24 protein-coding genes are annotated in these 22,686 nt (G+C 65.2%); 6 read left to right on the forward strand and 18 right to left on the reverse strand.

Going from position 1 to position 22,686, the window contains the following annotated elements; genetic code table 11:
* Positions 1–2 precede the first annotated feature (2 nt).
* From AB4Z38_RS19305 to AB4Z38_RS19345, 9 genes are all read right to left on the reverse strand, one after another.
* Positions 3–1,217, reverse strand: a complete 1,215-nt coding sequence (locus tag AB4Z38_RS19305; protein WP_441431197.1) for a thiolase family protein — start codon at positions 1,215–1,217, stop codon at positions 3–5.
* A 138-nt stretch (positions 1,218–1,355) separates the two neighbouring features.
* A complete protein-coding gene (gene pcaC, locus AB4Z38_RS19310) occupies positions 1,356–1,793 on the reverse strand; it encodes a 4-carboxymuconolactone decarboxylase (RefSeq protein WP_441431198.1) in 438 nt (145 codons plus the stop codon).
* A complete protein-coding gene (locus AB4Z38_RS19315; protein ID WP_441431199.1) occupies positions 1,790–2,605 on the reverse strand; it encodes an alpha/beta fold hydrolase in 816 nt (271 codons plus the stop codon). Before AB4Z38_RS19315 ends, pcaC begins: the two co-directional genes overlap by 4 nt.
* Complete coding sequence (locus AB4Z38_RS19320) at positions 2,598–4,043, reverse strand: lyase family protein (protein WP_441431200.1); 1,446 nt, start codon at positions 4,041–4,043, stop codon at positions 2,598–2,600. Before AB4Z38_RS19320 ends, AB4Z38_RS19315 begins: the two co-directional genes overlap by 8 nt.
* The gene (gene pcaG / locus AB4Z38_RS19325; RefSeq protein WP_441431201.1) at positions 4,040–4,606 is read right to left on the reverse strand and encodes a protocatechuate 3,4-dioxygenase subunit alpha; all 567 of its coding nucleotides are present in this window, start codon (positions 4,604–4,606) and stop codon (positions 4,040–4,042) included. Before pcaG ends, AB4Z38_RS19320 begins: the two co-directional genes overlap by 4 nt.
* A gap of 3 nt (positions 4,607–4,609) precedes the next feature.
* Positions 4,610–5,485, reverse strand: a complete 876-nt coding sequence (gene pcaH / locus AB4Z38_RS19330) for a protocatechuate 3,4-dioxygenase subunit beta (protein WP_441431236.1) — start codon at positions 5,483–5,485, stop codon at positions 4,610–4,612.
* 54 nt (positions 5,486–5,539) lie between these two features.
* Positions 5,540–7,465: a bifunctional sugar phosphate isomerase/epimerase/4-hydroxyphenylpyruvate dioxygenase family protein gene (locus AB4Z38_RS19335; protein WP_441431202.1), complete on the reverse strand. Its 1,926-nt coding sequence runs from the start codon at positions 7,463–7,465 to the stop codon at positions 5,540–5,542.
* Positions 7,465–8,388, reverse strand: coding sequence for a shikimate dehydrogenase (locus AB4Z38_RS19340; protein WP_441431203.1), 924 nt, complete (start codon positions 8,386–8,388; stop codon positions 7,465–7,467). Before AB4Z38_RS19340 ends, AB4Z38_RS19335 begins: the two co-directional genes overlap by 1 nt.
* 167 nt (positions 8,389–8,555) lie before the next feature.
* Complete coding sequence (locus AB4Z38_RS19345) at positions 8,556–9,326, reverse strand: IclR family transcriptional regulator (protein ID WP_441431204.1); 771 nt, start codon at positions 9,324–9,326, stop codon at positions 8,556–8,558.
* Positions 9,327–9,534: 208 nt separating this feature from the next.
* Here AB4Z38_RS19345 and AB4Z38_RS19350 point away from each other — a divergent pair, with 208 nt between their 5' ends.
* Both AB4Z38_RS19350 and AB4Z38_RS19355 read left to right on the forward strand, forming a co-directional pair.
* On the forward strand, positions 9,535–10,851 hold the full coding sequence (locus tag AB4Z38_RS19350) for an MFS transporter (RefSeq protein WP_441431205.1): 1,317 nt from the start codon (positions 9,535–9,537) through the stop codon (positions 10,849–10,851).
* Between the two features lie 339 nt (positions 10,852–11,190).
* The gene (locus AB4Z38_RS19355) at positions 11,191–11,427 is read left to right on the forward strand and encodes a hypothetical protein (protein WP_265981603.1); all 237 of its coding nucleotides are present in this window, start codon (positions 11,191–11,193) and stop codon (positions 11,425–11,427) included.
* A gap of 16 nt (positions 11,428–11,443) precedes the next feature.
* Here AB4Z38_RS19355 and AB4Z38_RS19360 read toward each other — a convergent pair whose 3' ends face one another.
* Genes AB4Z38_RS19360 through AB4Z38_RS19370 form a run of 3 tightly spaced genes read right to left on the reverse strand, consistent with a single transcriptional unit; the run spans position 11,444 to position 13,165 of the window.
* Complete coding sequence (locus tag AB4Z38_RS19360; RefSeq protein WP_441431206.1) at positions 11,444–11,731, reverse strand: MoaD/ThiS family protein; 288 nt, start codon at positions 11,729–11,731, stop codon at positions 11,444–11,446.
* Positions 11,732–11,739: 8 nt separating this feature from the next.
* Positions 11,740–12,906 carry a WD40/YVTN/BNR-like repeat-containing protein gene (locus tag AB4Z38_RS19365; RefSeq protein ID WP_441431207.1) on the reverse strand — a complete coding sequence of 389 codons (1,167 nt, stop codon included), beginning with the start codon at positions 12,904–12,906 and terminating at the stop codon, positions 11,740–11,742.
* Positions 12,907–12,964: 58 nt separating this feature from the next.
* Positions 12,965–13,165, reverse strand: coding sequence for a hypothetical protein (locus AB4Z38_RS19370; RefSeq protein WP_441431208.1), 201 nt, complete (start codon positions 13,163–13,165; stop codon positions 12,965–12,967).
* Positions 13,166–13,269: 104 nt separating this feature from the next.
* Between AB4Z38_RS19370 and AB4Z38_RS19375 the strand changes: the two genes are divergently transcribed.
* Positions 13,270–13,836, forward strand: a complete 567-nt coding sequence (locus AB4Z38_RS19375) for a universal stress protein (protein ID WP_441431209.1) — start codon at positions 13,270–13,272, stop codon at positions 13,834–13,836.
* Between the two features lie 298 nt (positions 13,837–14,134).
* Here AB4Z38_RS19375 and AB4Z38_RS19380 read toward each other — a convergent pair whose 3' ends face one another.
* Genes AB4Z38_RS19380 through AB4Z38_RS19395 form a run of 4 tightly spaced genes read right to left on the reverse strand, consistent with a single transcriptional unit; the run spans position 14,135 to position 19,153 of the window.
* The gene (locus AB4Z38_RS19380; protein WP_284982692.1) at positions 14,135–15,526 is read right to left on the reverse strand and encodes a GntP family permease; all 1,392 of its coding nucleotides are present in this window, start codon (positions 15,524–15,526) and stop codon (positions 14,135–14,137) included.
* A 21-nt stretch (positions 15,527–15,547) separates the two neighbouring features.
* Positions 15,548–16,183, reverse strand: coding sequence for a bifunctional 4-hydroxy-2-oxoglutarate aldolase/2-dehydro-3-deoxy-phosphogluconate aldolase (locus AB4Z38_RS19385; RefSeq protein WP_441431210.1), 636 nt, complete (start codon positions 16,181–16,183; stop codon positions 15,548–15,550).
* Entirely contained in the window at positions 16,180–17,832 is a 1,653-nt protein-coding gene (locus AB4Z38_RS19390; protein WP_441431211.1) for an N-acyl-D-amino-acid deacylase family protein, read from the reverse strand. Before AB4Z38_RS19390 ends, AB4Z38_RS19385 begins: the two co-directional genes overlap by 4 nt.
* 10 nt (positions 17,833–17,842) lie before the next feature.
* On the reverse strand, positions 17,843–19,153 hold the full coding sequence (locus tag AB4Z38_RS19395; protein ID WP_441431212.1) for an amino acid deaminase: 1,311 nt from the start codon (positions 19,151–19,153) through the stop codon (positions 17,843–17,845).
* A gap of 240 nt (positions 19,154–19,393) precedes the next feature.
* Here AB4Z38_RS19395 and AB4Z38_RS19400 point away from each other — a divergent pair, with 240 nt between their 5' ends.
* The 3 genes from AB4Z38_RS19400 to AB4Z38_RS19410 are packed head-to-tail and all read left to right on the forward strand — an operon-like array spanning position 19,394 to position 21,584.
* Positions 19,394–20,425, forward strand: a complete 1,032-nt coding sequence (locus tag AB4Z38_RS19400; RefSeq protein WP_441431213.1) for a sugar kinase — start codon at positions 19,394–19,396, stop codon at positions 20,423–20,425.
* Entirely contained in the window at positions 20,422–21,183 is a 762-nt protein-coding gene (locus AB4Z38_RS19405; protein WP_441431214.1) for an IclR family transcriptional regulator, read from the forward strand. The genes AB4Z38_RS19400 and AB4Z38_RS19405 overlap by 4 nt, the downstream gene beginning before the upstream one ends.
* On the forward strand, positions 21,180–21,584 hold the full coding sequence (locus tag AB4Z38_RS19410) for a RidA family protein (protein WP_441431215.1): 405 nt from the start codon (positions 21,180–21,182) through the stop codon (positions 21,582–21,584). The genes AB4Z38_RS19405 and AB4Z38_RS19410 overlap by 4 nt, the downstream gene beginning before the upstream one ends.
* Before the next feature lie 91 nt (positions 21,585–21,675).
* On the opposite strand, the gene AB4Z38_RS19415 is transcribed toward AB4Z38_RS19410, so the two are convergent.
* Complete coding sequence (locus tag AB4Z38_RS19415; RefSeq protein ID WP_441431216.1) at positions 21,676–22,179, reverse strand: TM2 domain-containing protein; 504 nt, start codon at positions 22,177–22,179, stop codon at positions 21,676–21,678.
* Positions 22,180–22,219: 40 nt separating this feature from the next.
* Entirely contained in the window at positions 22,220–22,681 is a 462-nt protein-coding gene (locus tag AB4Z38_RS19420) for a hypothetical protein (RefSeq protein WP_441431217.1), read from the reverse strand.
* Positions 22,682–22,686: the final 5 nt, after the last annotated feature.

A 22,686-nucleotide genomic window follows, 5' to 3' on the forward strand; every position in this document is an offset into this window, starting at 1 on the left:
CCCTAGCCCTTCACCGATTGTGCCGAAATTCCGGCAGTGACGTTCTCAAGCACCACGGCCAGGCCCTGCCCGACGCCGATGCAGATCGCCGCGACACCCCAACGCTCACCGGAAGCCTGCAGGCTGCGGGCCAAGGTGCCCAGGATCCGGGTGCCGGAAGCGCCCAGCGGGTGGCCCATCGCGATCGCGCCCCCATGCCGGTTCACGATGGAAGGATCGATCCCCCACGCATCGATGCAGGCCAGGGACTGCGCGGCGAAGGCTTCGTTGAGTTCGACGGCGCCCACCTGCTCCCAGCCGATGCCCGCCTTCGCGAGGGCCTTGTTGGCCGCTTCCACCGGCGCGTAGCCGAAGAACTGGGGGTCGTTTCCGTGCGCGCCTCTGCCGGCGATGCGGGCGAGCGGCTCCAGCCCGAGCAGCCCGGCCGCGCTTTCGCTGCCGATCCAGGCCGCGGAGGCGCCGTCGTTCAGCGGGGAAGAGTTACCGGCGGTGACCGTGCCGTTCTCGGGCCGGAACACCGTCTTGAGCCCGGCCAGCTTCTCCGCCGTCGAACCCGCCCGGATGCCTTCGTCACGGACCAACTCCGTGCCGGGAACCTGGCTCACCAACTGGTCGTAGAAGCCTTCGTCCCAGGCGGCCGCGGCGAGGTTGTGCGAGGCCGCCGCGAACTCGTCCTGCCGCTCACGGGTGATCCCGTACTTCTCGCGCAGCCGCTCGGTGGCCTCGCCCAGGGAAATGGTCCAGTCCTTGGGCATGGCCGGGTTCACCAGGCGCCAGCCCAGGGTGGTGGAGGCCAGGGTCATGTCCCCGGCCGGGTACGGCTTGGAGGTCTTGGGCAGCACCCAGGGCGCGCGGGACATGGATTCGGCGCCGCCCACCAGCACCAGCTCGGCGTCGCCGGCGTTGATCTGGCGGGAGGCGATGATCGCCGCGTCCAGGGAAGAGCCGCAGAGACGGTTGACCGTGGTGCCCGGGATCGACGTCGGGAGCCCGGCCAGGAGGGTGGCCATGCGGGCGATGTTGCGGTTCTCTTCGCCGGCGCCGTTGGCGTTGCCGAACACCACCTCGTCAATCCGCTCGACGTCCAAATCCGGCGCGCGCTTGACGGCCTCACGCACTACGTGGGCCGCGAGGTCATCCGGCCGCACCCCGGCAAGACCGGAGCCGAACTTTCCGAAAGGGGTGCGTACGGCGTCGTAAACATATGCCTGGTTCATGGGGTCTCCTCTAGGTTCTGCAGTCCCAACTAGTCCCCACCGCCACCCTTGCCTCGCAAGCTCGGCCAGGGAACCCTGGCGGCGTGGGCCCACGCATTAGATGTCGTTATGAGGGCTCAAAACGACATCTAATGCGAGCTAGTTGGGTGGGGTGGGGGTTTCGTCGAGTTCCGCGAAAACGCCTTGCGCGGTCTTGAATGCGGTGTTGGCGGAGGGGACTCCGCAGTAGATGGCGGTCTGCAGCAGGATTTCCTTGATTTCGTCCCTGCTCAGACCGTTGGTGATGGCTGCGCGGATGTGCATGGCCAGTTCTTCCCAGTGCCCATGCGCCACCATCGCGGTGATAGTGACGGCCGAGCGCATCTGTCGCGTCAGGCCCGGGCGGGTCCAGATGCCGCCCCAGGCGATGCGGGTGATCATGTCCTGGAAGTCACCTGTGAATTCGTCCTTCTTGGCGTTGGCACGGTCCACGTGCGGATCGCCGAGCACTTCGCGGCGGACCACCATGCCGGCGTCGTAGATTTCCTGCGAGGTGGCGTCGCGCTGAACGGCGCCCTGTGAAGAATCAGTGCTCATTTTCCGGCCTCCGTCATGAACGTCCGCATGAGGTCCGCGACGACGGCGGGCGCCTCCGCGGGCGCGAGGTGCCCGACTCCGTCGAGCGCAATAGCGATAGCGGTGCCGCCAGCTGTGTTGAATCTGGAGTTGATGCCCGCGGCAATTTCTTCAGCGAACGACGGCGGCGCAACAGTGTCCTCGACGCCGGCCAGTGCCTGCGTGGGGACGGTGATGCTGCCGAGTTTGGAGCGGACGTCGAATCCGGCGAGGGCCTCGCAGCAGAAGGCGTAGCTGAAGCGGTCTGCGTCCCGCAGTGCGTACAGGAGGCGGCTGCTGACCACGGGTTGGCGATCCATGAAACCGGGAGCGAACCATCGCTGCGCCGAACCCTGGATCATCACCGCGGTACCTTGTGCGCGAACGGTTTCAGCCCGTTCCAGCCACCCCTCGGGAGTACCGAGCTTCGCTCCGGAGCATTGCACGGACAGGGACTTGAGGCGTTCTCCGTGTTTGATGCCGAGCTGCAGTCCTGTGGCGCCGCCCAGGGAATCCCCGGCGTAATGGAAAACGGCGCCGGGCGCGATCGAGTCCACCAGGTCCACCACGGCGGCCGCCAGTTCGGCGACGCTGAACGTTTCGGAAGCTGCGGGCGAGACGCCGTGGCCGGGAAGATCCCAGCCGACGACGTCGAACTCACCGCCGAGCAGGGCTGCCGTCTCGGTCCAGAGCACCGTAGACGTTCCCAGCGATGGCCCCACCACCAGGAGCGGCTTCTCCCCCAAGGTGCGCTGTGGGGACAGCAACACCGCCTTGACGATGGGCTTAGCCACGATCGGCTCCCTTCTGGTTGGTGTGTGTGAATCCCGGGTACGCGGCGAGGATGCGACGGCTGATCTCGGCAGCCTCACCCACGTAGTTCGCAGGGTCCAGAAGTGCATGCAGTTCCTCATCGGACAGCTTGCTGGCCGGGACGACCTCACGAATGAGCTTGGTGTAGATCCGGGCCTGCTCCGCCAACGGAGCTTGCAGGGTCTCGTCGACGACGGCTTGCAGGCGGGCCTTCGCTTCACCCTTGTCCGCGCCGAGGAGCGGAGCAACCGAGGATGCAACGGCTTCGCTGAGCAGCAATGGCCCGGAGATTTCCAGGTTCCCGCGCATCGCCTCGGGGAAGACACGGAGCCCTTCGGCAAGCTCGCGCAGCTGGGTGGCTGCACCAAGGCTCAGGCGGAGCAAACCCCGCAGGGCAGGCCATTCGCTGTGCCAGGCGCCGTCCGGGCGTTCGTCGTTGAAGTTCGCGGCTGCGAGGTGCAGCTGCGCGGCCAAGCCAGGGGCCTGGAGCGCCGCGCTGCGGATCAGCACGGACAACACGGGGTTCTGCTTTTGCGGCATGGCCGAGGAGACACCTCGCCCTGCGGCAAGCGGCTCACCCAACTCAGCAACTTCGGGACGGCTGAGGAACAGCAGGTCCGAGGCGATCTTGCCGAAGGAATCCGTCAATGCCGCGAGGGCGTCACCGAGTCCAGTGACGGCAAGGCGGTTCGTGTGCCAAGGAGCCGGAACGGGAGCGAGGCCCAGCTTCCCGGCCAAAGCATCGGCCAAGTCAAAGGGGCTCGACGGCGAGCCTTCCGTGAGCGCGGTACCGGCGGCCAGGGTGCCACCGGCTCCGCCGAACTGCACCGGCAGCTCCACGGCTTCGAGGCGACGGGCCGCGGCGGCCACTCCATGGAACCACTGCGCCGCCTTGAGCCCGAAGGTGAACGGAAGCGCATGCTGCGTCAGGCTCCTGCCCACGCACAGCGTGTCCGCATGCTGCTCCGCAAGGGCGGCGAGCGCCGTCGTCGCGCCTCTTACTTCGGCAAGAAGCGCGGACACCACGCGGTGCGCGAGCAGCATCAGGGCCGAATCCAAGACGTCTTGGCTGGTCAGGGAGGTATGCACGGCGGCAAGCGCGCCGATGGCCCCGCGGGGATCTCCAGCCTCGAGCTGCCTGACCCTGCCCCTGAGATCGGCCAGCAGCGGAATGACCGGGTTGGCGCCACCTTGTGCGCGTTCGGCGATGGAAGCGGCGTCGTAGGCCCAGGATTCCGCGGCCTCGGCGACGACGGCGGCAGAACCGGCGGGCGCGAAGCCCGCCTCTTCGAGGACGGATGCCCAGGCGGCCTCGACGTCGAGGATGGCCGCGATCACCGCACGGTCACCCGTCAGCGCCACCACAGCGGGAGACGCCGAAACCGGGCTGAGCAGCCCGAAATCGCCGTCGCCACTCACTGGGAGGCGCCTTCGAAGTCGAGAAAGACGGTCTCGTTCCCGCCCTGCAGGCGCAGATCCCAGGTGAGTCCGCCATCCGCGTCGCGGCGTGCGATCAGGGTGCTGCGGCGCTCGGGATCGAGGGAGTTAAGCAGCGGATCGGCCGCGAGCGCTTCCTCGTTTTCCGGCAAGTAGATGCGGGTGAAAAGGCGGTTCATGAGGCCGCGGGCAAAGACGGCGACGGAAATGAACGGTGCCGCTCCCGCTTCGGTGGCTCCTGGGTTGACCGTGGTGAAGGTGAAGACACCGGAGTTGCCTACCGCGGCGCGGCCCCAGCCGGTAAACGTGTAGCCATCGCGGACCAGGGAGCCCGTACGCTGGACCACCTTGCCTTCGGCATCCGGCTGCCAGATCTCCAGGATGGCGTCCGGGATGGCTTCTCCGGCGCCGTCGTACACAGTGCCCTGGAGGCGGATGCTTCCGGCGCTGCCGGGCGCGAGGAGCTCGTTGTCCTTATTAAAGGGGAGGGCATAGCCGTAGAACGGGCCAACAGTCTGGCCGGGCGTGGGGATCAACTTGCTCATCTTCTACTCCTCATCTCCCGCGTCGCCAAAGGCTTCGTTTTCGGTCCAGGTCCGCTTCGACCCGCTCAGCACAATGTCCCAGTTGTAGCCGAGGGCCCACTCGGGGCTTGTCAGCTCGTGGTCGTACTTGGCGACGAGCCGGTCGCGGGCGTCCTGGTCCACGATCGATTGGTAGATGGGGTCCAGCGGGAACAGCTGGTCACCGGGGAAGTACATCTGGGTGACAATGCGCTGCGTGAAATGCGTGCCGAACATCGAGAAGTGGATGTGCGCTGGCCGCCAGGCGTTGAGGTGGTTCTTCCACGGGTAGGCGCCGGGCTTGATGGTGGTGAAGCGGTAGGAGCCGTCCGGTCCGGTGATGCAGCGTCCGACGCCGGTGAAGTTCGGGTCGAGCGGGGCGGGGTGCTGGTCGCGCTTGTGGATGTAGCGGCCGGCGGCGTTGGCCTGCCAGATCTCCACGAGCTGGCCGGCAACCGGGCGGCCGTCGCCGTCGAGCACTTTGCCTTGCACGATGATCCGCTCGCCCTGGGGTTCGCCGTTGTGCTGGATGGTGAGGTCCGATTCCAGGGCGTGCACGTCCTGGTGCCCGAACGCCGGCGAGTACAGCTCGATGGTCTCCGGATCCGCGTGGTGCAGGCTCTTGGTGGGGTGGCGCAGGATGCTGCTGCGGTACGGCGCGAAGTCCAGGCGCGGCTGGGTCTCCGGCGCGCCGCCGTCCTTGAGCGCCTGGGCGTACGCTTTGCCGATGGCCTTGATCTCGGCGCTGAGATCCGCTTGGGTTTCGACGGCGGCGTCCGACGGCGCGTGGGCGGCATGCGGTTCGGCCGCCGGTACGAGCTCGTCGTCGTCTTGGTAGTGCCCGGCATTTGCGTCTAGCAGCACGGCCGGCTCCTTTCGGGTGGTTGCTTTCCTGGTTTCTGCTTGCGATTTTGCTCAGCGGTGCACGTGGCCGGCGTGAAGCGAGTCGTATTGAACGGCGTGCCGCACGGGGGCGTTGGGGGCGCCGTAGCCGTCGTAGTTGCCGCGGCGTTCGACCATTTCGAAGAACACGCTGCCCACGGTGGCGGTGTAGAAGTGGAGGAATTCACCGTTCGCGTCCCTGTCGTAGAGGAGGTTCAGTTCCTTGAGGGTGGCGAGGAAGGCAGGATCCAAGGCGAAGCGCGCATCCAGGTCCTCGTAGTAATTGGCCGGGATCTGCAGGAAGTCGAGCCCGCGTGCCTGGGCCGCCCGGGCCGTGGCCACGAGGTCATCCACCGCGAAGGCGATGTGCTCCTGGTAGCTCTTGAGGGCGCGGTTGCCTTGCTGGATGACTGGAGCAAGGTTCAGCACCAGGCGGACGGCTCGGTTCGACGTCACCATGACCTGCGAGCGCACCAGGCCGCTAGGGCTTGGCACCTCGGCGAACGGCTGCGGTTCCAGCGCAAGTGCACTCGTGTAGAAGAGGACGGCTTCGTCGAAGTGCTGCCAGGGCTGGGCCAGGTTCACGTGGTCGATGACCGCTTGCGCTCCCGCTGAAGGGTGCTCGAGGCCTTCGCCGAATTCCCTGGGCTGCCCGAATTCGCTGGTCCACGCGGCGGTGCCGTCCGGGCTGCCTTGGCACAGGAAGATCTCGGTGGAGTCCGGGGCGGCGATACCTTGGAACACTTCCTCGTCCGCCTGGACTTTGCGTGGCACCACGGGGGCCTTGAGTTGCTGGGCTCGGGCCGAGGCAATCACAGGAGAGTCGACGTCGAACCCCAAGGCCGCGATGGCGGGTTCACTGTGCGACGGCGCCTGTTCGTTGATGATGACGCGTGCCTGCCCCATGGACCATAACTGCACGTCCTTGGTCCGGTGCCGGCCGTCGAATTCGAAGCCGAGCTGGCCCAGCAGCGTCTCGAGCTGCGCGGGCTCATCGGTTTTGACCTCTGCGAAGTTGAAGCCGGCAGGTTCGGCTACCTTGGGCAGCGTGGCCAGTTCCATGGGGTAACGACGCCGGCCGGCAGCGTTGGCGGGCGAGTCACCGCTGGCGGCTCCCGGGGCAAGGGATGCCGCGTTCGCGTCGAGCCACTTGGCGCTTTGTTCCTCAAGCCAGATCAGCGAGCGCATCGCGTCGACGGCGGTGCGCTCCACATCGGATTGGCGGAAGACGTCGTTGAAGACCTCCAGCGAGACCGGGCCGGAGTAGCCCGCGCGGGCCACGTGACCCATGAACTTGGCCAGCTCGAACTGTCCTTCGCCCGGGAATACGCGGTAATGACGGCTCCAGGACAGGACATCCATGGAGAGCTTCGGGGCGTCGGCCACCTGGACGAAGAAGATCTTTTCGGGCTTGATGGCCTCGATGGGTGCGGTGTCCCAGTCGCGGGAAAGGATGTGGAAGGAGTCCAGGCATGTACCGAGGTTGGGGTGGTCCACCGCGTCCACCAAGCGGTGCGCGTGCTCGTAGTCGTTGACGTATTTGCCCCAGGCCAGGGCCTCGTACGCTACCTTGACGCCGTGGTCCCCGGCCAATTCCGCCAGGCGGGAGAGCTGCTCGGTCCGGAGGTCGTCGTCATCGATCGTTGCGGTTCCCACGTTGGTGCACACCAGGATGGTGTCCATGCCGAGGCGGGACATGAGCTTGAACTTGGCGTCCGCCCGGCGGAGGTTTTCCTGCAGGATGTCTTCGGAGACGCTGTCGAAGTCGCGGAACGGCTGGTAGAGATCCAGGCCGAGTCCGAGGTCCGCGGCCATCTTCCGCACATCCTCGGGGCTGAGCGGCGAGGTGACGAGGTCCTGTTCGAAGATCTCGATGCCGTCGAAGCCGGCGATGGCGCAGGCCTGCATCTTTTCCTTGAGCGTGCCGGAGAGGCAGACGGTGGCGATTCCTGTGCGCATCAGTGCCCCGCTCCGGCGAGTGCCTTGTCGGACTTCGACACTTCAGCTTTGGGCTCTTCGGCGCTCACCAACTCCAGGAAATGTGCCCGCATCCGTTCCGGGTCGGCGTCGCGACCGGTGAAGATGCGGAAAGCGTCCGCGGCCTGGCCCACGGCCATGCGTCCGCCGTCGAGCACGCGGCAACCCTTGGCGCGGGCCTCAAGCACCAATTGGGTCTCGATCGGCCGGTAGACGATGTCAGCCACCCAGTGCCGGGGTTCCACGAGGGACATGTCCAGTGGGAGGCCTGGATGAGCGGCCATGCCCACCGGGGTGCAGTGCACCAAACCGTCGGCGAGCGGCATGAGCTGCGGCAGCTCCGCCGTCGTGCGCGCCGTGACGGTGCTGCCAGGGAACAGGGCAGCGAGTTCCGCCGCCCGTTCAGCGCAGCGCGCGGGATCCACGTCCACAAGGTCCAGTTTCTTGACGCCCGCCGAAAGAAGGGCGTACGCGACGGCGGAGCCGGCACCCCCGGCGCCCAACTGGACGACGCGGTCCAAGCCGGCGTCGGGAAGCCCGCTGGCCAAAGCGGAACCGAAACCGGAGAAGTCTGTGTTGTGGCCGATGAAGCGGCCGTCCTGGATCAGCACGGTGTTCACAGCGCCGAGCCGCCGGGCGTCCTCGGAAACCTCGTCGAGGAACGGCAGCACCAGTTGCTTGCACGGATGCGTGATGTTGAGGCCGTTGTAGCCAAGCCGGGAAGCGGCGGTCAGCAAATCGCCCACGGCGGAGCCGGGCAAGGAGAGCTCCAGCAGGTCGATGGGCCGGTACAGGTAGCGCAACCCCTGTACGTCAGCCTCCCTCTCATGCATGGGCGGCGTCAGCGAAGGCGATACGCCTTCACCGATAAGGCCCACCAGGAAGGATTCGGCTCGGTTGCTCATGCTCATTGCTCCTTTGACAACTGCACCCGCAGATTGGCTCCCTCTGGATCCCCTTGAGTCATCCAGAGTCTGCTGCTCCGCCGGGCGGTATGAATCAGACTACACAAAATGTTCACATATTGCACTTGTGTTCTTATCGCGAACAAAAGTGACGGCCGCTGACGCCCTTAGCGCTGCGGCAGGCGGTCGGCGAGCTCGGACGCCGCGCTCTTCAGCAGGGGGACCACCGCCACCAGTTGCTCCACGCTCATCCGGAAAACGGGGACCGCGGTGGCAAGCGAGGCGAAGGCAACGCCCTGGGAATTGAGGACGGGGACGGCGACGGCGCGCATGCCCACCTCGTTTTCCTCGTCCATGATCGCGTAGCCCTGGCGCCGGACCTTCTCGATTTCCAAGCGGAAAGCGTCGCGGTCGGTAATGGAGAACTCCGTGAGTGGCTCCAACTCAAGCTCTTCCACTAACAGCTTCCGCTCCTCATCGTCGGCGAAGGCAACCAGCGCCTTGCCGACGGCCGTGGTGTGCAGCATTCCGAGATGCCCGGGATCACTCGTGACCCGGAACATTTGGGGGCCGTCCACCTTATTGACCGTGAGGTGGTGGTGGCCGTCCCGGACCGAAAGGATGGTGGCCTCGCCCGTCCCCTCCGTCACACGCTGCAGGATTGGCCGCGCGGTACCGGCAAAGCCGTGGTGGTTTGATACCCGTTGACCGAGCTGGAAGACGCGAAGGCCCAGGTGGTAGCGGCGGCCATCGGGCTCGTAGTCGACGAATCCGTCGCGGGTCAGGGATCCGAGCAATCGGTACGTAGTACTGAAGGGCAGCTCCGCCTGGCGGGCGAGTTCGGAAGCGCTGGCCCCCTTAGGCTCATTGCCCAGCAATACGAGGAGGCCCAGGGCCTTTCCGATCATGTCGGTCTTTGTGTCTTCCTTCACATCCATAACTAAAGATTGCCACATCGTGAGAGCTATATCTAGATGGTGAGTAAATATCTTGACAAGTGACTGCGCTCACAGTCATTATTGCTATATCGCACAAGTAGCTCTCACAATGTGGCTACAGTGTGAGGCCGCTGCCGGACCAACATCGACGTTCCAGGTACGCAAATTTCAGCCAGATGCGACATCGCCGTCACACAAAAGGAACACCATGAGTCACACGATCCCGTCTACGACGCCGGGCACTGCCACGGCAGGAACGCCGAAGAAGGCCGCCCTCGCCAGCTTCCTTGGCAGCGCCGTCGAGTACTACGACTTCTTTATCTTCGGTTCGGCCGCGGCCTTGATCTTCCCGCACGTCTTCTTCCCCAGCGCCGACGCCAACGCAGCCATCATGTCCTTCGCGACATTCGGCTTCGCCTACGTGGCAAGGCCAATCGGAGCCATCATCCTGGGGCACTTCGGCGACCGCATCGGCCGCCAGCGCGTGCTGATGTTCACCCTGGTGCTCATGGGCGGCGCGACATTCATCATTGGCTGCCTCCCCGATTTCAAGTCCATCGGATGGTGGGCTCCGGCGCTGCTGGTCTTTGCGCGCCTCTGCCAGGGCCTCTCGGCCGCCGGTGAACAAGCCGGCGCTTCGTCCATGACGCTCGAACACGCTCCGGACAACCGCCGCTCCTTCTTTACTTCCTGGACCCTCACGGGAACCCAGGGCGGCCAGATCCTTGCAGCCTTGGTCTTCATCCCCGTGGTCGCCCTTCCGGACGAGATCAAGTACGGCATCGGGTGGCGCATCCCGTTCTGGCTCAGCGCTGTTGTGGTCCTGGTAGCGTTCTTCATCCGCCGCACCCTGCACGAACCGCCGGCGTTCGCCGAGGCCAAGAAGAACAACCAGATTGCCAAGCTTCCCGTGGCCGACCTCCTCCGGCTGCACTGGGCCGACGTCCTGCGCGTCATCTGCTGCGCCTTCATCTCGGCCGTGAGCACCGTCTTCGGCACCTTGGCCATTGCGTATGCCAAGGACGTGGCCCACGTCAACAGCACGATCACCCTGTGGCTCGTCGTGGCGGCAAACGTCGTCGCGCTCGGCACCCAGCCGGTCTTCGGCCGGATGGCTGACCGGATCGGCCGCAAGCCCGTCTTCATTTACGGCGCCGTAGCCAGCGCCATCATGACGCCGGTATTCCTCTTGACGCTCGAATCCGGAAACGTGCCGCTCATGTTCCTGGTCTCCGTGGTGTACTTCTCCTTCGGATACGCCGCTGCAAACGCAGTGTGGCCCTCCTTCTACGGCGAAATGTTCAGCACGAAGGTCCGCTTCTCCGGCTTGGCCATCGGCACGCAGATCGGTTTCCTCATGGCAGGCTTCGCCCCGACCATCGTCACCGCAATCGGCGGCACCAAGGCCGGCGGGTGGGTCCAGATCAGCATCTTCACCGGGGTCATCTGCGTCATCGCAGCTGTCTCCGCGATGACTGCCCGCGAATCCTTCAAGACCCCGACGGCGGAGCTCGGCCTCAAGTAGGACGCTCCCCCCGAAGACATCCGTTGTTCCCCACCCACCGGCTTGGGCCCACGCCGGCAGGGTTCCCTGGCCGGGGGCCCACACCGGTGAGGGCCCCGGCCTGAGCTTGCGAAGGCTGGGAGCCGGTGGGGACTTGCGAGGCTAGGGGGCCGGTTTGGGCCCACGCCGGCAGGGTTCCCTGGCCGAGCTTGCGAGGCTAGGGGGCCGGTGGGGAGCAATCGTTTTTTGTGCTCACACAAGTCTTACCCACGGCTAACGCTGCCGAAACCACCCCGCAACATTGGCCCGTCACACTGGAATAGCCGGCAAACGCTGGCAGCTCCAGCCAGGGAGGCCACCATGTTGAAGGAAGTATCAACCCGCCCCACAAGAATCCGCGCCCTTGACCAGCTGCACCGTGGCGACCAGATCGAAGCCCGCCTCTCCGTCGGACCCTCCTACGATGACGTGGTCATCCGTAGGGGCAGTGTCCAGGAAACGGCCCCGGGCATCGGCGTCGTCTGGATCATGGATCAGCTGACGGGCCTGCGCAAGGCCATCAATACCGACGAATGCACCGTCTGGCGAGTGGCCTGACCTGGCCCCGAACCGCTCAGCCGCCGGCCACGGACTGGATGATCAAGACCTCCTGGCCGGCTGCAACCTCAGTATCCAGACCCTTCAGACGCCGGACCTCCTCGCCATTCACGTAAATATTCACGTAGCGGCGGAGCGAACCGGTTTCATCCCGGAGCCTCCGGGCCAGCACCGGGTAATCCCCGGTCACGGCATCAAGCAAGCTTTCCACGGTCACAGCTCCGTCGGCGGGCGTAGTCAGGTAGGACTGCCCGCCGGCGAGGGGCTGGAGAATGCTGGGCAAAACCACGGTGATATCGGGCAAGGTCCGTCCTAGGCCGGAAGACCGGATGCTGCGGCGGCAGCGGCCAATTCGGCTGCCGCCTCTGCGGATACAACGCCGGACACAACGGCAGCCCGGACGCACAAAACATCGGGTAGATGCGAGGCAACTTCGATGAAGGACTCGCCTTCGTCGGCGCTGGCGTAGACCGAACCGCCGCGTGTTCCGAAGTACACCCCGGTAGGTTCAGCAGAATCCACCGCGGCTGCGTCACGGAGCACGGCATTGTATTCGTGGTCGGGAAGGCCCACATCCAAGCGCTTCCACGACTCACCGGCGTCGTCCGTGCGGTGCACTGCAAGACGGCCGTCCGGGGGAATCCGCTCACTATCCGCCTTGATCGGGATCACCCACGCGGTCCCTTCGCGGCGGGGATGGGTAAGCATGACGAAGCCGAAATCTGCCGGGAGGCCGTCGGCGATGGAGATCCAGTTCTCACCGTTGTCATCCGTGCGGTACACGCCGTGGTGGTTCTGCGCATACAAACGGCCCTCGACGGCGGCATCGGCGGCGATCTTATGCACGCACTGGCCAAACTCCGGATTGGGATCAGGCATGAAGTAGGCCGAAATCCCCTTGTTGCGGGCCTCCCAGGAGGCTCCGCCGTCGAGCGATCGGTAAACGCCTCCGGTACTCATGGCGACGTGGACGTTCTCCCCGGAAGGGTTGACCACGATCGAGTGGGCGGCAGCACCGCCGTAGCCGGCTCCCCACTCACTGCGATGCGGGTGGTCCCACAGTCCGCGGTTCAGCTCGAAGTGCTCGCCGCCGTCGGTGGATTTCCAGACGGAGATCGGTTCGCAACCCGCCCAGACGACCCCGGGCCGGGATGCTGAGTCGGGATGGATCTGCCAGATGCGTTCCAATGCGGCCTGGGTGTCCTCAGGAAATTTGATGGCGCCTTGCTCGGGCTCGGTCCATGTGGCGCCCAGGTCATCGGAGTGGGCCACGGTGGGACCCCAGTGTTCGGAGCGCACCCCCACCATGATCCGGGGGTTGTCCCCGCGCGTATCGATCCCGATGCTGGGGATCTCGCTCATGAGGAAGTGTGGACCGGAGAGGGACCATTCCTTGCGGTCTGCGCTGCGTGCCAGCCACAGTCCTTTTTTGGTCCCGATCGCCAAGACATAACTCTCTGCGGTAGCCATGAACCCCATGCAACCATCCCCGCGCGGGAGCCGCAACGGTTTTATGAACCGCTTCTAGGAAACCGCCTCAGTCCACGAACTCGGACTGCGTCTCAATGAAGTCCCAGTCGGCGTCGCTCAGCCCACCAGCCAGCTCTTCAAGGCGCAAGCCTCCGACATCCGCAATGCGTTGCAGAACTTCCTCGGGAAGCTCCGTGGCACGAAGGTTTTCGCGCAGCCACTCCTTGCTCTTGAGGTCTATGTCCAGCCACCACATGAAGATCTCCACGTGGACCACCCCTTCCTGTGGAAGTTAACGCTAGGCCTGCGCCGGGTGCACTACAAGGGGCAGGGAACGCTGTTCAAACCATGTCTCCGGGACAACAATTGAGTATGACCCAGGACAGTTTCAGCGGTCGTGTTCCCTTGGTGCTCGGCGTCCTGCCCGGGCAACATCCCCACGTGCTCCAGACGGCCCGGGATCTAGCAGTCAGTCTCGCCGCCCCGTTGGTCTGCGCATACGTGGATGAAGCCAGCTACTTGGTGGAATGGGACTCTGCAAGAGAAACGCACCGAATGTCCCTCCACCCCGGGAAGGCTGACGCGGACATCGCCGCGGTCCGGACCGAATTGCGTTCCCAAATAAGCGAAGCCACAGGCGACGGTGCCGTGGACTGGACCCTGCGCCTACTCGCCGGGGATCCCGCGCGCGCCATCGGACGGCTTGCGGATGATATCCAGGCCTCAATGATCATCCTCGGTTGCCCCGGGCCCGGTCTCGGCCACAGAATATCCGAGGCCCTGAACGGCTCAGTTGCCACATGGCTCATTCACCATCAGAATCGGCCGGTGATGTTAGTCCCGCTCCCCCGGCGTGACCGCGGCAACTCCGGGTACCTCCCGGAACCCGAGACCCGGATTCCGGGAGAGCCGGAATCCGGCCCGGAAAAACTAAAGTGAAAGTAGTTATTCGGATTGGTAGCGGAGGGCCATGGAGGCACGTAAGCTAATTGTCAGCAGGAACCCAAAGAACCTGCTCCAAAGTCCGCTCCGGAGTGCGTATCCCCCAATAACGCACTCCGGAGCTCTTTGTTTAAGCCCGTTTCCGGGCGACGCGACCCAGGCCTCGCGACGCGCAAATTACCCTGGGACGGGCAAAATCCCTGGCGACACCCGAATACCGGTGTCGCCAGGGATTTTGCGTGTCGCTCAGCCCTTTCCGTGTCGCTCAGCCCTTTGCGCGGCGCGGAACCGTGTCCTAGACGAACTGGTACAGCAGGGCCGCCATTCCGAAGCCCACCACTGAGAGCACGGTCTCCAGCACGGTCCACGTCTTCAGGGTGTCCTTGACCGACATGTTGAAGTACTTGGAGATGATCCAGAATCCGCCGTCATTGACGTGGCTGGCGATGATGGAACCGGAGGAGATGGCCATGACGATCAGCGCCAATTGCGGCTGCGAATAATGTCCGGCCGTGAGCGCCGGAGCCAGGATGCCGCCGGTCGTCACGATCGCTACCGTGGCGGAGCCCTGGGCAAGCCGCATGCCGCAGGCAATCACGTAAGCGGACACGATGACCGGTAGCCCCGCCTTGGCCAAGCTGTCCGCCACGGCGTTGCCTACACCGGTTGCCGAGAGCACGGCACCAAAGAATGCGCCCGCTCCAACCACCAGCAGGATCATGCCGACCGGCTTCAGCGAGGCCGAGCTCAGTTCGGAGAGGTCCTTTGCGCTCATGCCGCGGCGGGTGCCTAGAAGCCACATGGACAATGCGACGGCAACGGTGAGCGCAATGGCCGGGTTACCGAAGAACACCAGCGCATCACGGAATCCACCGGCGGGCAGGAAGACGTTGCCAAAGGTGGCGCCAAGGATCAGGAGCATCGGCAGCCCGATGGCAAGGGCAACGACGCTCATGGGGGGCTCGTGGCCCACGGCCTCCTCGGCTTCAGGGATCACGCGGTCCTCCGGAACAGCCACCTGCACGCGCTTGCCGATCCACTGGCCCCAGAGAATACCGGAGGCGAACCAAGCAGGGATGCCGCAAGCCAGGCCCATGATGATGATCCAGCCAAGTTCAACGTGGAACAAACCGGCCGCGGCCACGGGACCCGGGTGCGGCGGCAGGAAGGCGTGGGTCACGGAAAGGCCGGCGAGGAGCGGCAAGGCGTACAAAATCAGGGATTTCCCGCCGCGCACCGCTGCAACGTAGACGAGGGGCGCGAGCACGAAAATGCCGATGTCAAAGAAGACCGGAATCCCCAGGACAAAGCCGGTGACGCCCATGGCCAGCGGCGTGCCTTTTTCGCCGAAGACCTTCACGAGCCTCCCCAGCAGGACCTCCGCGCCACCGGAACGTTCCAGGATGGCCCCGAGCACGGTACCCAGGCCGATGATCAGGGTGATGTGTCCCAGGATCCCGGCGAAACCCTTCTCGATGAGGGCATCGCCGCTCTTGATGGGCGAGCCGACAAGGGCATCGATGCTCACGCCGCCCGCCAACGCCACGAGCACGCTGGTACCCACCAGGGCAATGAACGGTTCTACCTTGACTTTGATGATCAAAAACAGCAGGAGGGCAATGCCCGCACCTGCCAGGAGAAGCAAGCCGGCCGTATCGTGGCGCAGCCAGTTCAGGAATTCATTCATGGAGGTTACTTTCTGGGATTCCTACGCGAAGGTGGCGGTGAAGGCTGCGGCTCTGGCGGAAATGTCCGCCCAGTCGCCTGCGGCCACGGCGGCGGGAGGGACCACGCTGGTTCCACAGCAGACCGCTGCGGCACCGGCGTCGAGATAGCTCTTGGCATTCGATGCATCGATCCCGCCGGAGGGAAGAAGCCGGATACCGGGGTAGGGACCCTGGAGATCCTTCAGGTAGGCAGGGCCGAGCTGCCTGGCCGGGAAGATCTTGACTGCGGCGGAACCGAGGTCAAGGGCCTGTGCAACCTCGGTGGGTGTCATGGCGCCCAAGCTGAAGGGAATACCGGCGGCCGCAGCCACCGCCGCAACCTCAGGACGAAGGCCAGGGGTCACCAGGAACCGGGCACCGGCGTCGATGGCGGCCTTTGCCTGCCCGGCCGTCATCACGGTGCCGATCCCGACGGCGGCCCTGTGCTGCGCGGCGGTATCCGCCGCCCGCCGCACATGCTTCAGCACATCCGGGGTGGTGAACGTCAGTTCGACGCTGCGGATGCCGCCGTCGGCCAATGCCCGGCAGAGCTCGGCGGCGTCAGGGATAAGCGGCGCGCGAACGACGGCGAGGGTGCGGTCTGCTTCAAGCTGTTCGACAAATTCTTCAGGAGTCATGCGATGTCGGTACTTCCTGCTCGGGTGCGTCCGTCGGGGCTGCGGCGCAGGGCACGGCCGGCACGGGCGCCGGTGGGCTTCCCGCCATCGATCGCTGCCGTCCCGTTGACGAACACGTAATGGATTCCAGTGGCTGGCTTGCGGGGGTTTTCAAAGGTGGCTTCGTCACGGACGGTGCGCGGATCGAAGAGGACGACGTCGGCCGCGTATCCTTCGCGGACCAGCCCGCGGCGGTCAAGCTTGAGCCGCTCGGCGGGACGGCCGCTCAAGTGGTGGACCATGTCTTCCAGCGTCAGCAAGCCCAAGTCGCGGCTGTAGTGGCCCAAATAGCGGGGGAATGTTCCCCAGGCGCGCGGGTGCGGCTTGGCTCCGACCAAGAGGCCGTCGCTGCCGCCGGTGTGCGTGCGGTGGACCATGATGGCCTGCACGTTTTCCTCGTGGCCAACGTGCTGCAGGATCCCGGTACCCAGGCGGTCTTCCTGGAGGATTTGCGCGAACACGTCGAACGGCTCTGCGTTGGTTTCCTCGGCGATGCGGGCGATGGTCTTGCCCACATGGCCGGCGAGCGCCGGGTTCTGGACGCCGCTGATTTCCAGGGTGTGCCATTCGGCAACCACTCCGTGGCAGCCGTCGGAGCCGTAGATCTCCACGCTTTCTCGGATTTTCGCCAGCGTATCCGGGTCGGCCAGCCGCGCGAGTGTGGCCTCGGTACCGCCGGAGGACGACCAGCTTGGCAAGAGGGCCGCAAGCGTGGTGGCGCCGGGGAGGTAGGGGTAAGTGTCGAGCGTGACGTCGGCGCCGTCGTCGAGCGCTGCATCGATGAGCTCAAGCAGTTCGGACGCCCGGCCCTTGTTTTCGGCGAAGTTCATGGTGGCGTGGGAAAGGTGCAGCGCGCAGCCCGTGTCGCGGCTCAGCCCGATCATCTCCGCATAGGCGCCGAGAGCGCCCCTCCCGTAGGAGCGGTGGTGCGGGGCGTAGAAACCGCCCAGTTCTCCTACGGTCCGGCAAAGTCCTGCCAGTTCCTCGGTGCTTGCGTACATGCCCGGGGTATAGGTCAGCCCGGAGGACATGCCCACGGCACCTTCCTCCATGGCGGCGCGGACCATGCCCTGCATCCGCTCTTGCTGCTCGGGTGTCGGGTCCCCTTCGGCGAAGCCCATCACCACGGCGCGGACGGTTCCCTGCGGCACGAGGTAGGCGGCGTTCGTGGCGATCCTCTGGCCGTTTTCGGGCGTGTCGAGGCGGTCCAGGTACTCTCCCACGGTTCGCCAATTCCAGTCGAAGTCCTGTGGGTTGTCATTCCAACCGGCGATCTTCTCGCGGACCCCGGCAAGCGTGACGTCGTCCACCGGAGCGTAGGACAGCCCGTCCTGGCCCAGCAGTTCGGTGGTGACGCCTTGGCTGAGCTTGGCGTAGTGGTCCTTGTTGACCAGCAACTGCAGGTCCGAATGGGCGTGCATGTCGATGAAGCCGGGGCTCAGGACGAGTCCCGTGGCGTCGATCGTCCGCTCGGCGCCGGTTCCGCTTGCGGTGAGGGATCCGGCGTCGGCGACGACGGCGATCACCTCGCCGTCCAGCAGGACGTCGGCGGGGCGACGGTCCGCCCCTGTTCCGTCCACCAGAACGGCGTTGCTAATGAGGGTCTTCATGGCGTGTGTCCTAGAAGAAGGTATGGATGAGGTCGACGACGGTTTGGTCACCGTCCGTGTCCGCCAGCACGGGGATGAGCGTCCACTTGTCGAAGGCAGTGCACGGGTGCGAAAGTCCCAGGCGCACGACGTCGCCGGGCCGCACAGTGGTGGTGCCGGCGTCGAACGTCATGAAGCAGTGCTGGTCGTTGACGGCGGTGATCTTGGCACCGGCGAGCGGCAGCATGGGACCGCCGAGGGTGGGCCCGATCAGCTGCGGCCGGGGCAGGCCTTCGTCAACGGGCAAATCGCGTTTGCCGGCGTCGAGGATGGCAAGGCCGGGCTCGGGTTGGGACACGACGCGCGCCCAGCCGTGCATACCTGCCTTGAACGGCTCGCCGCCATCACGGGAAAACGGCGAGATGCCGCGGTAGAAGCCGTCATCGTGGATGATGTAGGCCCCGCTGCGGATCATGAGTTCCACCCGGGGGCCCGCCTCGGAGCCAGCGGTCACCCTCGGCGAAAGGACCTCGACGACGTCGTCGAAGTAGGCGCTGCCGCCTGCCGTGAGGATGACGGCGTCGGATCCGTAGAGACCTTCCTCGAGGAGCCTTTGATGCAGCTCACCCATCTGGCCCAAGTAGCCGCGGACGGCGGCAAGACTGTCGGCGTCGGCCGTGTGGGCGAGCGATCCTTCGTAGCCGCTGACGCCGACCAGCCGCAGGTTCAAGGAGGCAGAGACGGCGCGGGCGACGTCGAGCGCCGCCTCCACGCCCCGGGCGCCCGTGCGGCCACCGATTCCGCCGAGTTCAACGAGGACATCCAGGACGGCGTTGCTTCCTGCGGCTTCCAACGTGCGGCCGATGACATCCACGGTGACGGTGGAGTCCACCCAGGACAGGATCGGCTGATCCGGCCTCGCGGTCGCGGCGACCCATTCGATGGCCTGCGGATCGGTCAGGCTGTTGGCCAATTGCAGGCGCCGCACGCCGAATTCGCGGGCAACGCGGAGCTGGGCGAAGTTCGCCACAGTAATCCCCCAGGCGCCGCGGCTCAGCTGTTCCGCCCAAAGCCGCGGTGCCATGGTGGTCTTTCCGTGCGGGGCCAGCAAGACGCCGTGCTCAGAACACCACGAGGCCAGCCGATCCGCGTTATGGCGGAGGGCCCCGGCGTCGAGCGTCAGCAGCGGGGTCTGGAGATCGGCCAGCGTGTGCTTTTCGGCCAGGAAATCGGTGTGGGTGGTCCCATTTGCGGTAGCGGGCACGGCCTTGTGCCGCCAGTCCAGGCGGCGATCTGCCAAGGCGGCCACGGCGGACGCCGAAATGGCTTCGGAAGTGTTCACGCGTTGATTCCCTTCGCGGTGCTGCGTTTTTGAAGCTGCGGGGCTGTTGGGTGGAGTTTTCGCTTGCGTTGCGTATTTTGCAACGCTTGTTGCAATACTGTTGGTGATATGTCTAACATGGTGCAGGATTGGGAGTCAAGGCCGCGGCGTGCCCGGAGGCCTCGGTTCCAGCCACGGAAATCCCTTCTTCATGGGGGTGTCGAGTGCCGCTAAAAGCGGCAGAGGGAGTGCGGGAGTTTCATGCTTTCAGCTGTATGTGTGGGCGAGACGATGGCCATGCTCACCCCGGGGAAGGCTGTCCCGTTGCACCAAGCCGCTGAGCTGCATTGCGGCGTCGGCGGCGCCGAATCGAACGTTGCGATGGGCCTGGCTGCCATGGGCCTGGACTCGCACTGGGTAGGCCGGGTGGGCCGGGACGGCTTCGGCACGCGGATCCTGGACGAGCTCAGCAGCCACGGCGTAGGGATTTCCGGCGTCGAGGTTGATTCCGGACGGCCCACCGGACTTTACGTCAAGGTCCCCGCCCAGGAATCAGATCCCGACGGCGGCAGTTCAGTTTTGTACTATCGGCAGGGTTCCGCGGCATCGGCCATGGGGCTGGGCACCCTGGCGAGTCCCGCCGTCGCGCGCTTGTTGGAAAAAGCCGCGCTCATCCACCTGAGCGGCATCACCGCAGCCCTTTCGGCCGACTGCCTGGAGATGATGGAGGCGATCCTGGCCTCACCGAGGCAGGGCCGCACCATCAGTTTCGACGTCAACTGGCGCGCCGCACTCTGGGCCGGTCAGGACCGCTCGGTGCTGCGCCGGCTCGCCAACCTCGCCGACATCGTGCTGGTGGGCAAGGACGAGGCCGAGCACGCCTTCGGCACCACAGACGAAACTGAACTCCGGCGCCTCATGCCGGATCCCGCCGTCGTCGTCATCAAGAACGAAGCCATCAGCGCCATCGCCCTGGAACGGGACGGCACGCGATCGGAAGTGCCTGCGTTGTCCGTGGACGTGCTCGAGCCGGTGGGCGCGGGCGATTCTTTTGCTGCCGGTTACCTGAGCGGCGTGCTGTTTGGACTCGAGCAGAAGGCTAGCCTCCGCCGGGGCCATGTCGCGGCCGCCTGCACCCTCACCGTCCACGGCGATCGCGGCCCCCTGCCCGGAGCCGAACAACTCGCGGCCATCCTCAATTCCACCGACGCCGGATGGACAGCGATCCATGTTGCCGGCGGACACTTCGCCAGCGAAAACCGGAGCCTTCAAGATCGGAGCACAGCGCCATGAGCCAAAGCCTGATGCGGGCCATCGACCTGCTTGCCGAACTCGCGGCCAAACCGGCCACCCTGGATGAGCTCGCCTCCAAGGCTTCGGTGCACAAGACCACAGTGATGCGCCTCCTGCATGCCATGGAGGAAAAGCGCTTCGTGGTCCGCGATGAGGACCAGCGGTTCATGCTTGGCTCGAAGCTGTTCGAGCTGTCCTCACTCGCCCTGGAGCAGCGGGACATCCGCAAAGTGGCGCACCCCCACCTGGCCGAACTGAACGGAAAGACGGGGCACACCGTGCACCTTGCCGCATTCGAGGGCAACGACGTGGTGTACATCGACAAGTTCGAGTCGCACCATCCCGTGCGGATGTACTCCAGGATCGGCCTGACCGCGTCCCTGCATTCGGCCGCCGTCGCAAAAGTCCTCCTGGCCGACATGCCGCGCAGCCGCCAGGAACGGATCGCCGCAGGACTGGACTACACAAGAATTACCGACACCACCCTGACCTCACCGGAGGCCTTGCTGGCCGAACTGGAGCAGGTCAGGATCCAGGGCTGGGCCCACGACAACGCCGAGCACGAAGCCTTCGTGCACTGCGTCGCGACTCCCATTCGCGACGCGAGCGGGGCCGTCGTGGCCGCAGCCTCTTGTTCGGTACCGGTGGTGATGCTCAGCTATGAAGGACTGCTTGAGCTGCTGCCCGACCTCAAAGCCAGCACCGAGGCCATTTCCCGCGACCTCGGCTGGATCAGCCACGAAAGGAACTCAGCATGAGTGAAAAGACTGTAGTACTGACCCAAAACGCTCCGGCCCCGGCGCACGTATTCTCCCAAGGCATCCAGAAGGGCGGCTTGTTCCAGGTGTCCGGCCAAGGCCCCATGGATCCGGCCACCAATCAGTACATCGGCGAGGGCGACGTCCGCGTCCAGACCCGCCGCACCCTGGAGAACGTCAAGGCCATCCTCGAGGCCGGCGGCTCCTCCGTGGAGGACGTCATCATGTTCCGTGTCTACCTCACCACGCGCGACGACTTCGCAGCCATGAACGATGTCTACGGCGAGTTCATCACCGAGAACGTCCCCAGCGGCCAACTGCCCAGCCGCACCACGGTGTTCGTCGACCTCCCTCATGAAGTCATGCTGGTTGAGATCGACGCGTTGGCAGTTACGGCATAAGGTCTACCTGATTCACGACGCGCAAACGGACCAGCGACACCCGAATCCAGGCGTCGCTGGTCCGTTTGCGCGTCGCCAGTCCGTTCTTTGGTCAGTCGCGAAGCGGAATTCCCTTAGCGTCCTGCCGAAAGTAACTCGCTCCGGCGAGGATCATGATTCCCTCAATAAGGCCCCATAGGCCGACGAGCCCGAAAGTGAAGATCCCCAGCACCACCGTGAGGACGATCTGGACGATGCCGATCGTGGTGTAACCCAAATAAAAGCGGTGGATACCGAGCCCTCCCAGGAAGATACCTAGGAGACCGGCGGCGAGCCTGGACTTCGGCTGCGGGTAGCCATACGTCGGGTGCGGCAGCGGAGGATGCTGCTGATACTGGGGGTACTGCCCCTGATACTGCTGGGGCGCCGGAGGTTCCTGCTGGTATTGCTGGTAGTGGGCAGGTGGATCGCTCTGGTGTTGAACGAGCGGCGGTACGTGCGGCGCCACCGGTGGGTACCCTGCCGGCTGGTTCGTCTCGTGGTCAGCGGGCTGGGCTGTCGGGGGGAGTGCGTCGTCGGACCGGGGGGCAGGCTGGTCCGCGGGAGGGTGGGTCATGGTGGCGCCTTTCGAGGTAGGAATGATGCAGCCCAAGGCTTCAGGGCGGCAGGTCATAGTCGAAAGACGGCATCCCCAAGAAAATCCATGAGCCGCCTTCATTCTGACCGGTCAAGGCCGGATTTGCCGAGTATTTCGAGGGAACTTTCCAAGCCCGTAACCTAAGGGGGCACAACGGGCCCTGGGCGCTGCGATGGTCGGGTTTTCCTCCGAAATCGGAGCTGCCCTGGTAGCCGAAGGGATCGAAACCGAGGGCGAGCTGGCTGCCGTCACCAAACTCGGGATGGCCGCAGCCTAGGGTTACCTGCTCGGCCGCCCGGTCGTTCATGGCCGGACCGAAGCCAATCAGCTCCCGTCGCAGCAGCGCGACTGCCCGCATAAAGGTCACCGCCCGTCTTGTGTTGTCGAGGTCTGGCAACTCCGGCAGTTCACTGATTTTACCGACATACCCGGTTCGCACATGCTGTGGTTCGGGAAGCTCGACGTCCAGTAGTATCGACAACCACC

This window comes from Arthrobacter sp. 2RAF6 (genome assembly GCF_052115205.1).
Lineage (GTDB): Bacteria > Actinomycetota > Actinomycetes > Actinomycetales > Micrococcaceae > Arthrobacter.

Bases quoted from the DNA above. Each gene is read 5' to 3' on its own strand.
- AB4Z38_RS19305 (WP_441431197.1), bottom strand. From the start codon at position 1,217: ATGAACCAGGCATATGTTTACGACGCCGTACGCACCCCTTTCGGAAAG.
- pcaC (WP_441431198.1), bottom strand. From the start codon at position 1,793: ATGAGCACTGATTCTTCACAGGGCGCCGTTCAGCGCGACGCCACCTCG.
- pcaG (WP_441431201.1), bottom strand. From the start codon at position 4,606: ATGAGCAAGTTGATCCCCACGCCCGGCCAGACTGTTGGCCCGTTCTAC.
- AB4Z38_RS19335 (WP_441431202.1), bottom strand. From the start codon at position 7,465: ATGCGCACAGGAATCGCCACCGTCTGCCTCTCCGGCACGCTCAAGGAA.
- AB4Z38_RS19340 (WP_441431203.1), bottom strand. From the start codon at position 8,388: ATGAGCAACCGAGCCGAATCCTTCCTGGTGGGCCTTATCGGTGAAGGC.
- AB4Z38_RS19345 (WP_441431204.1), bottom strand. From the start codon at position 9,326: ATGGATGTGAAGGAAGACACAAAGACCGACATGATCGGAAAGGCCCTG.
- AB4Z38_RS19350 (WP_441431205.1), top strand. From the start codon at position 9,535: ATGAGTCACACGATCCCGTCTACGACGCCGGGCACTGCCACGGCAGGA.
- AB4Z38_RS19355 (WP_265981603.1), top strand. From the start codon at position 11,191: ATGTTGAAGGAAGTATCAACCCGCCCCACAAGAATCCGCGCCCTTGAC.
- AB4Z38_RS19365 (WP_441431207.1), bottom strand. From the start codon at position 12,906: ATGGGGTTCATGGCTACCGCAGAGAGTTATGTCTTGGCGATCGGGACC.
- AB4Z38_RS19375 (WP_441431209.1), top strand. From the start codon at position 13,270: ATGACCCAGGACAGTTTCAGCGGTCGTGTTCCCTTGGTGCTCGGCGTC.
- AB4Z38_RS19380 (WP_284982692.1), bottom strand. From the start codon at position 15,526: ATGAATGAATTCCTGAACTGGCTGCGCCACGATACGGCCGGCTTGCTT.
- AB4Z38_RS19385 (WP_441431210.1), bottom strand. From the start codon at position 16,183: ATGACTCCTGAAGAATTTGTCGAACAGCTTGAAGCAGACCGCACCCTC.
- AB4Z38_RS19390 (WP_441431211.1), bottom strand. From the start codon at position 17,832: ATGAAGACCCTCATTAGCAACGCCGTTCTGGTGGACGGAACAGGGGCG.
- AB4Z38_RS19400 (WP_441431213.1), top strand. From the start codon at position 19,394: ATGCTTTCAGCTGTATGTGTGGGCGAGACGATGGCCATGCTCACCCCG.
- AB4Z38_RS19405 (WP_441431214.1), top strand. From the start codon at position 20,422: ATGAGCCAAAGCCTGATGCGGGCCATCGACCTGCTTGCCGAACTCGCG.
- AB4Z38_RS19410 (WP_441431215.1), top strand. From the start codon at position 21,180: ATGAGTGAAAAGACTGTAGTACTGACCCAAAACGCTCCGGCCCCGGCG.
- AB4Z38_RS19415 (WP_441431216.1), bottom strand. From the start codon at position 22,179: ATGACCCACCCTCCCGCGGACCAGCCTGCCCCCCGGTCCGACGACGCA.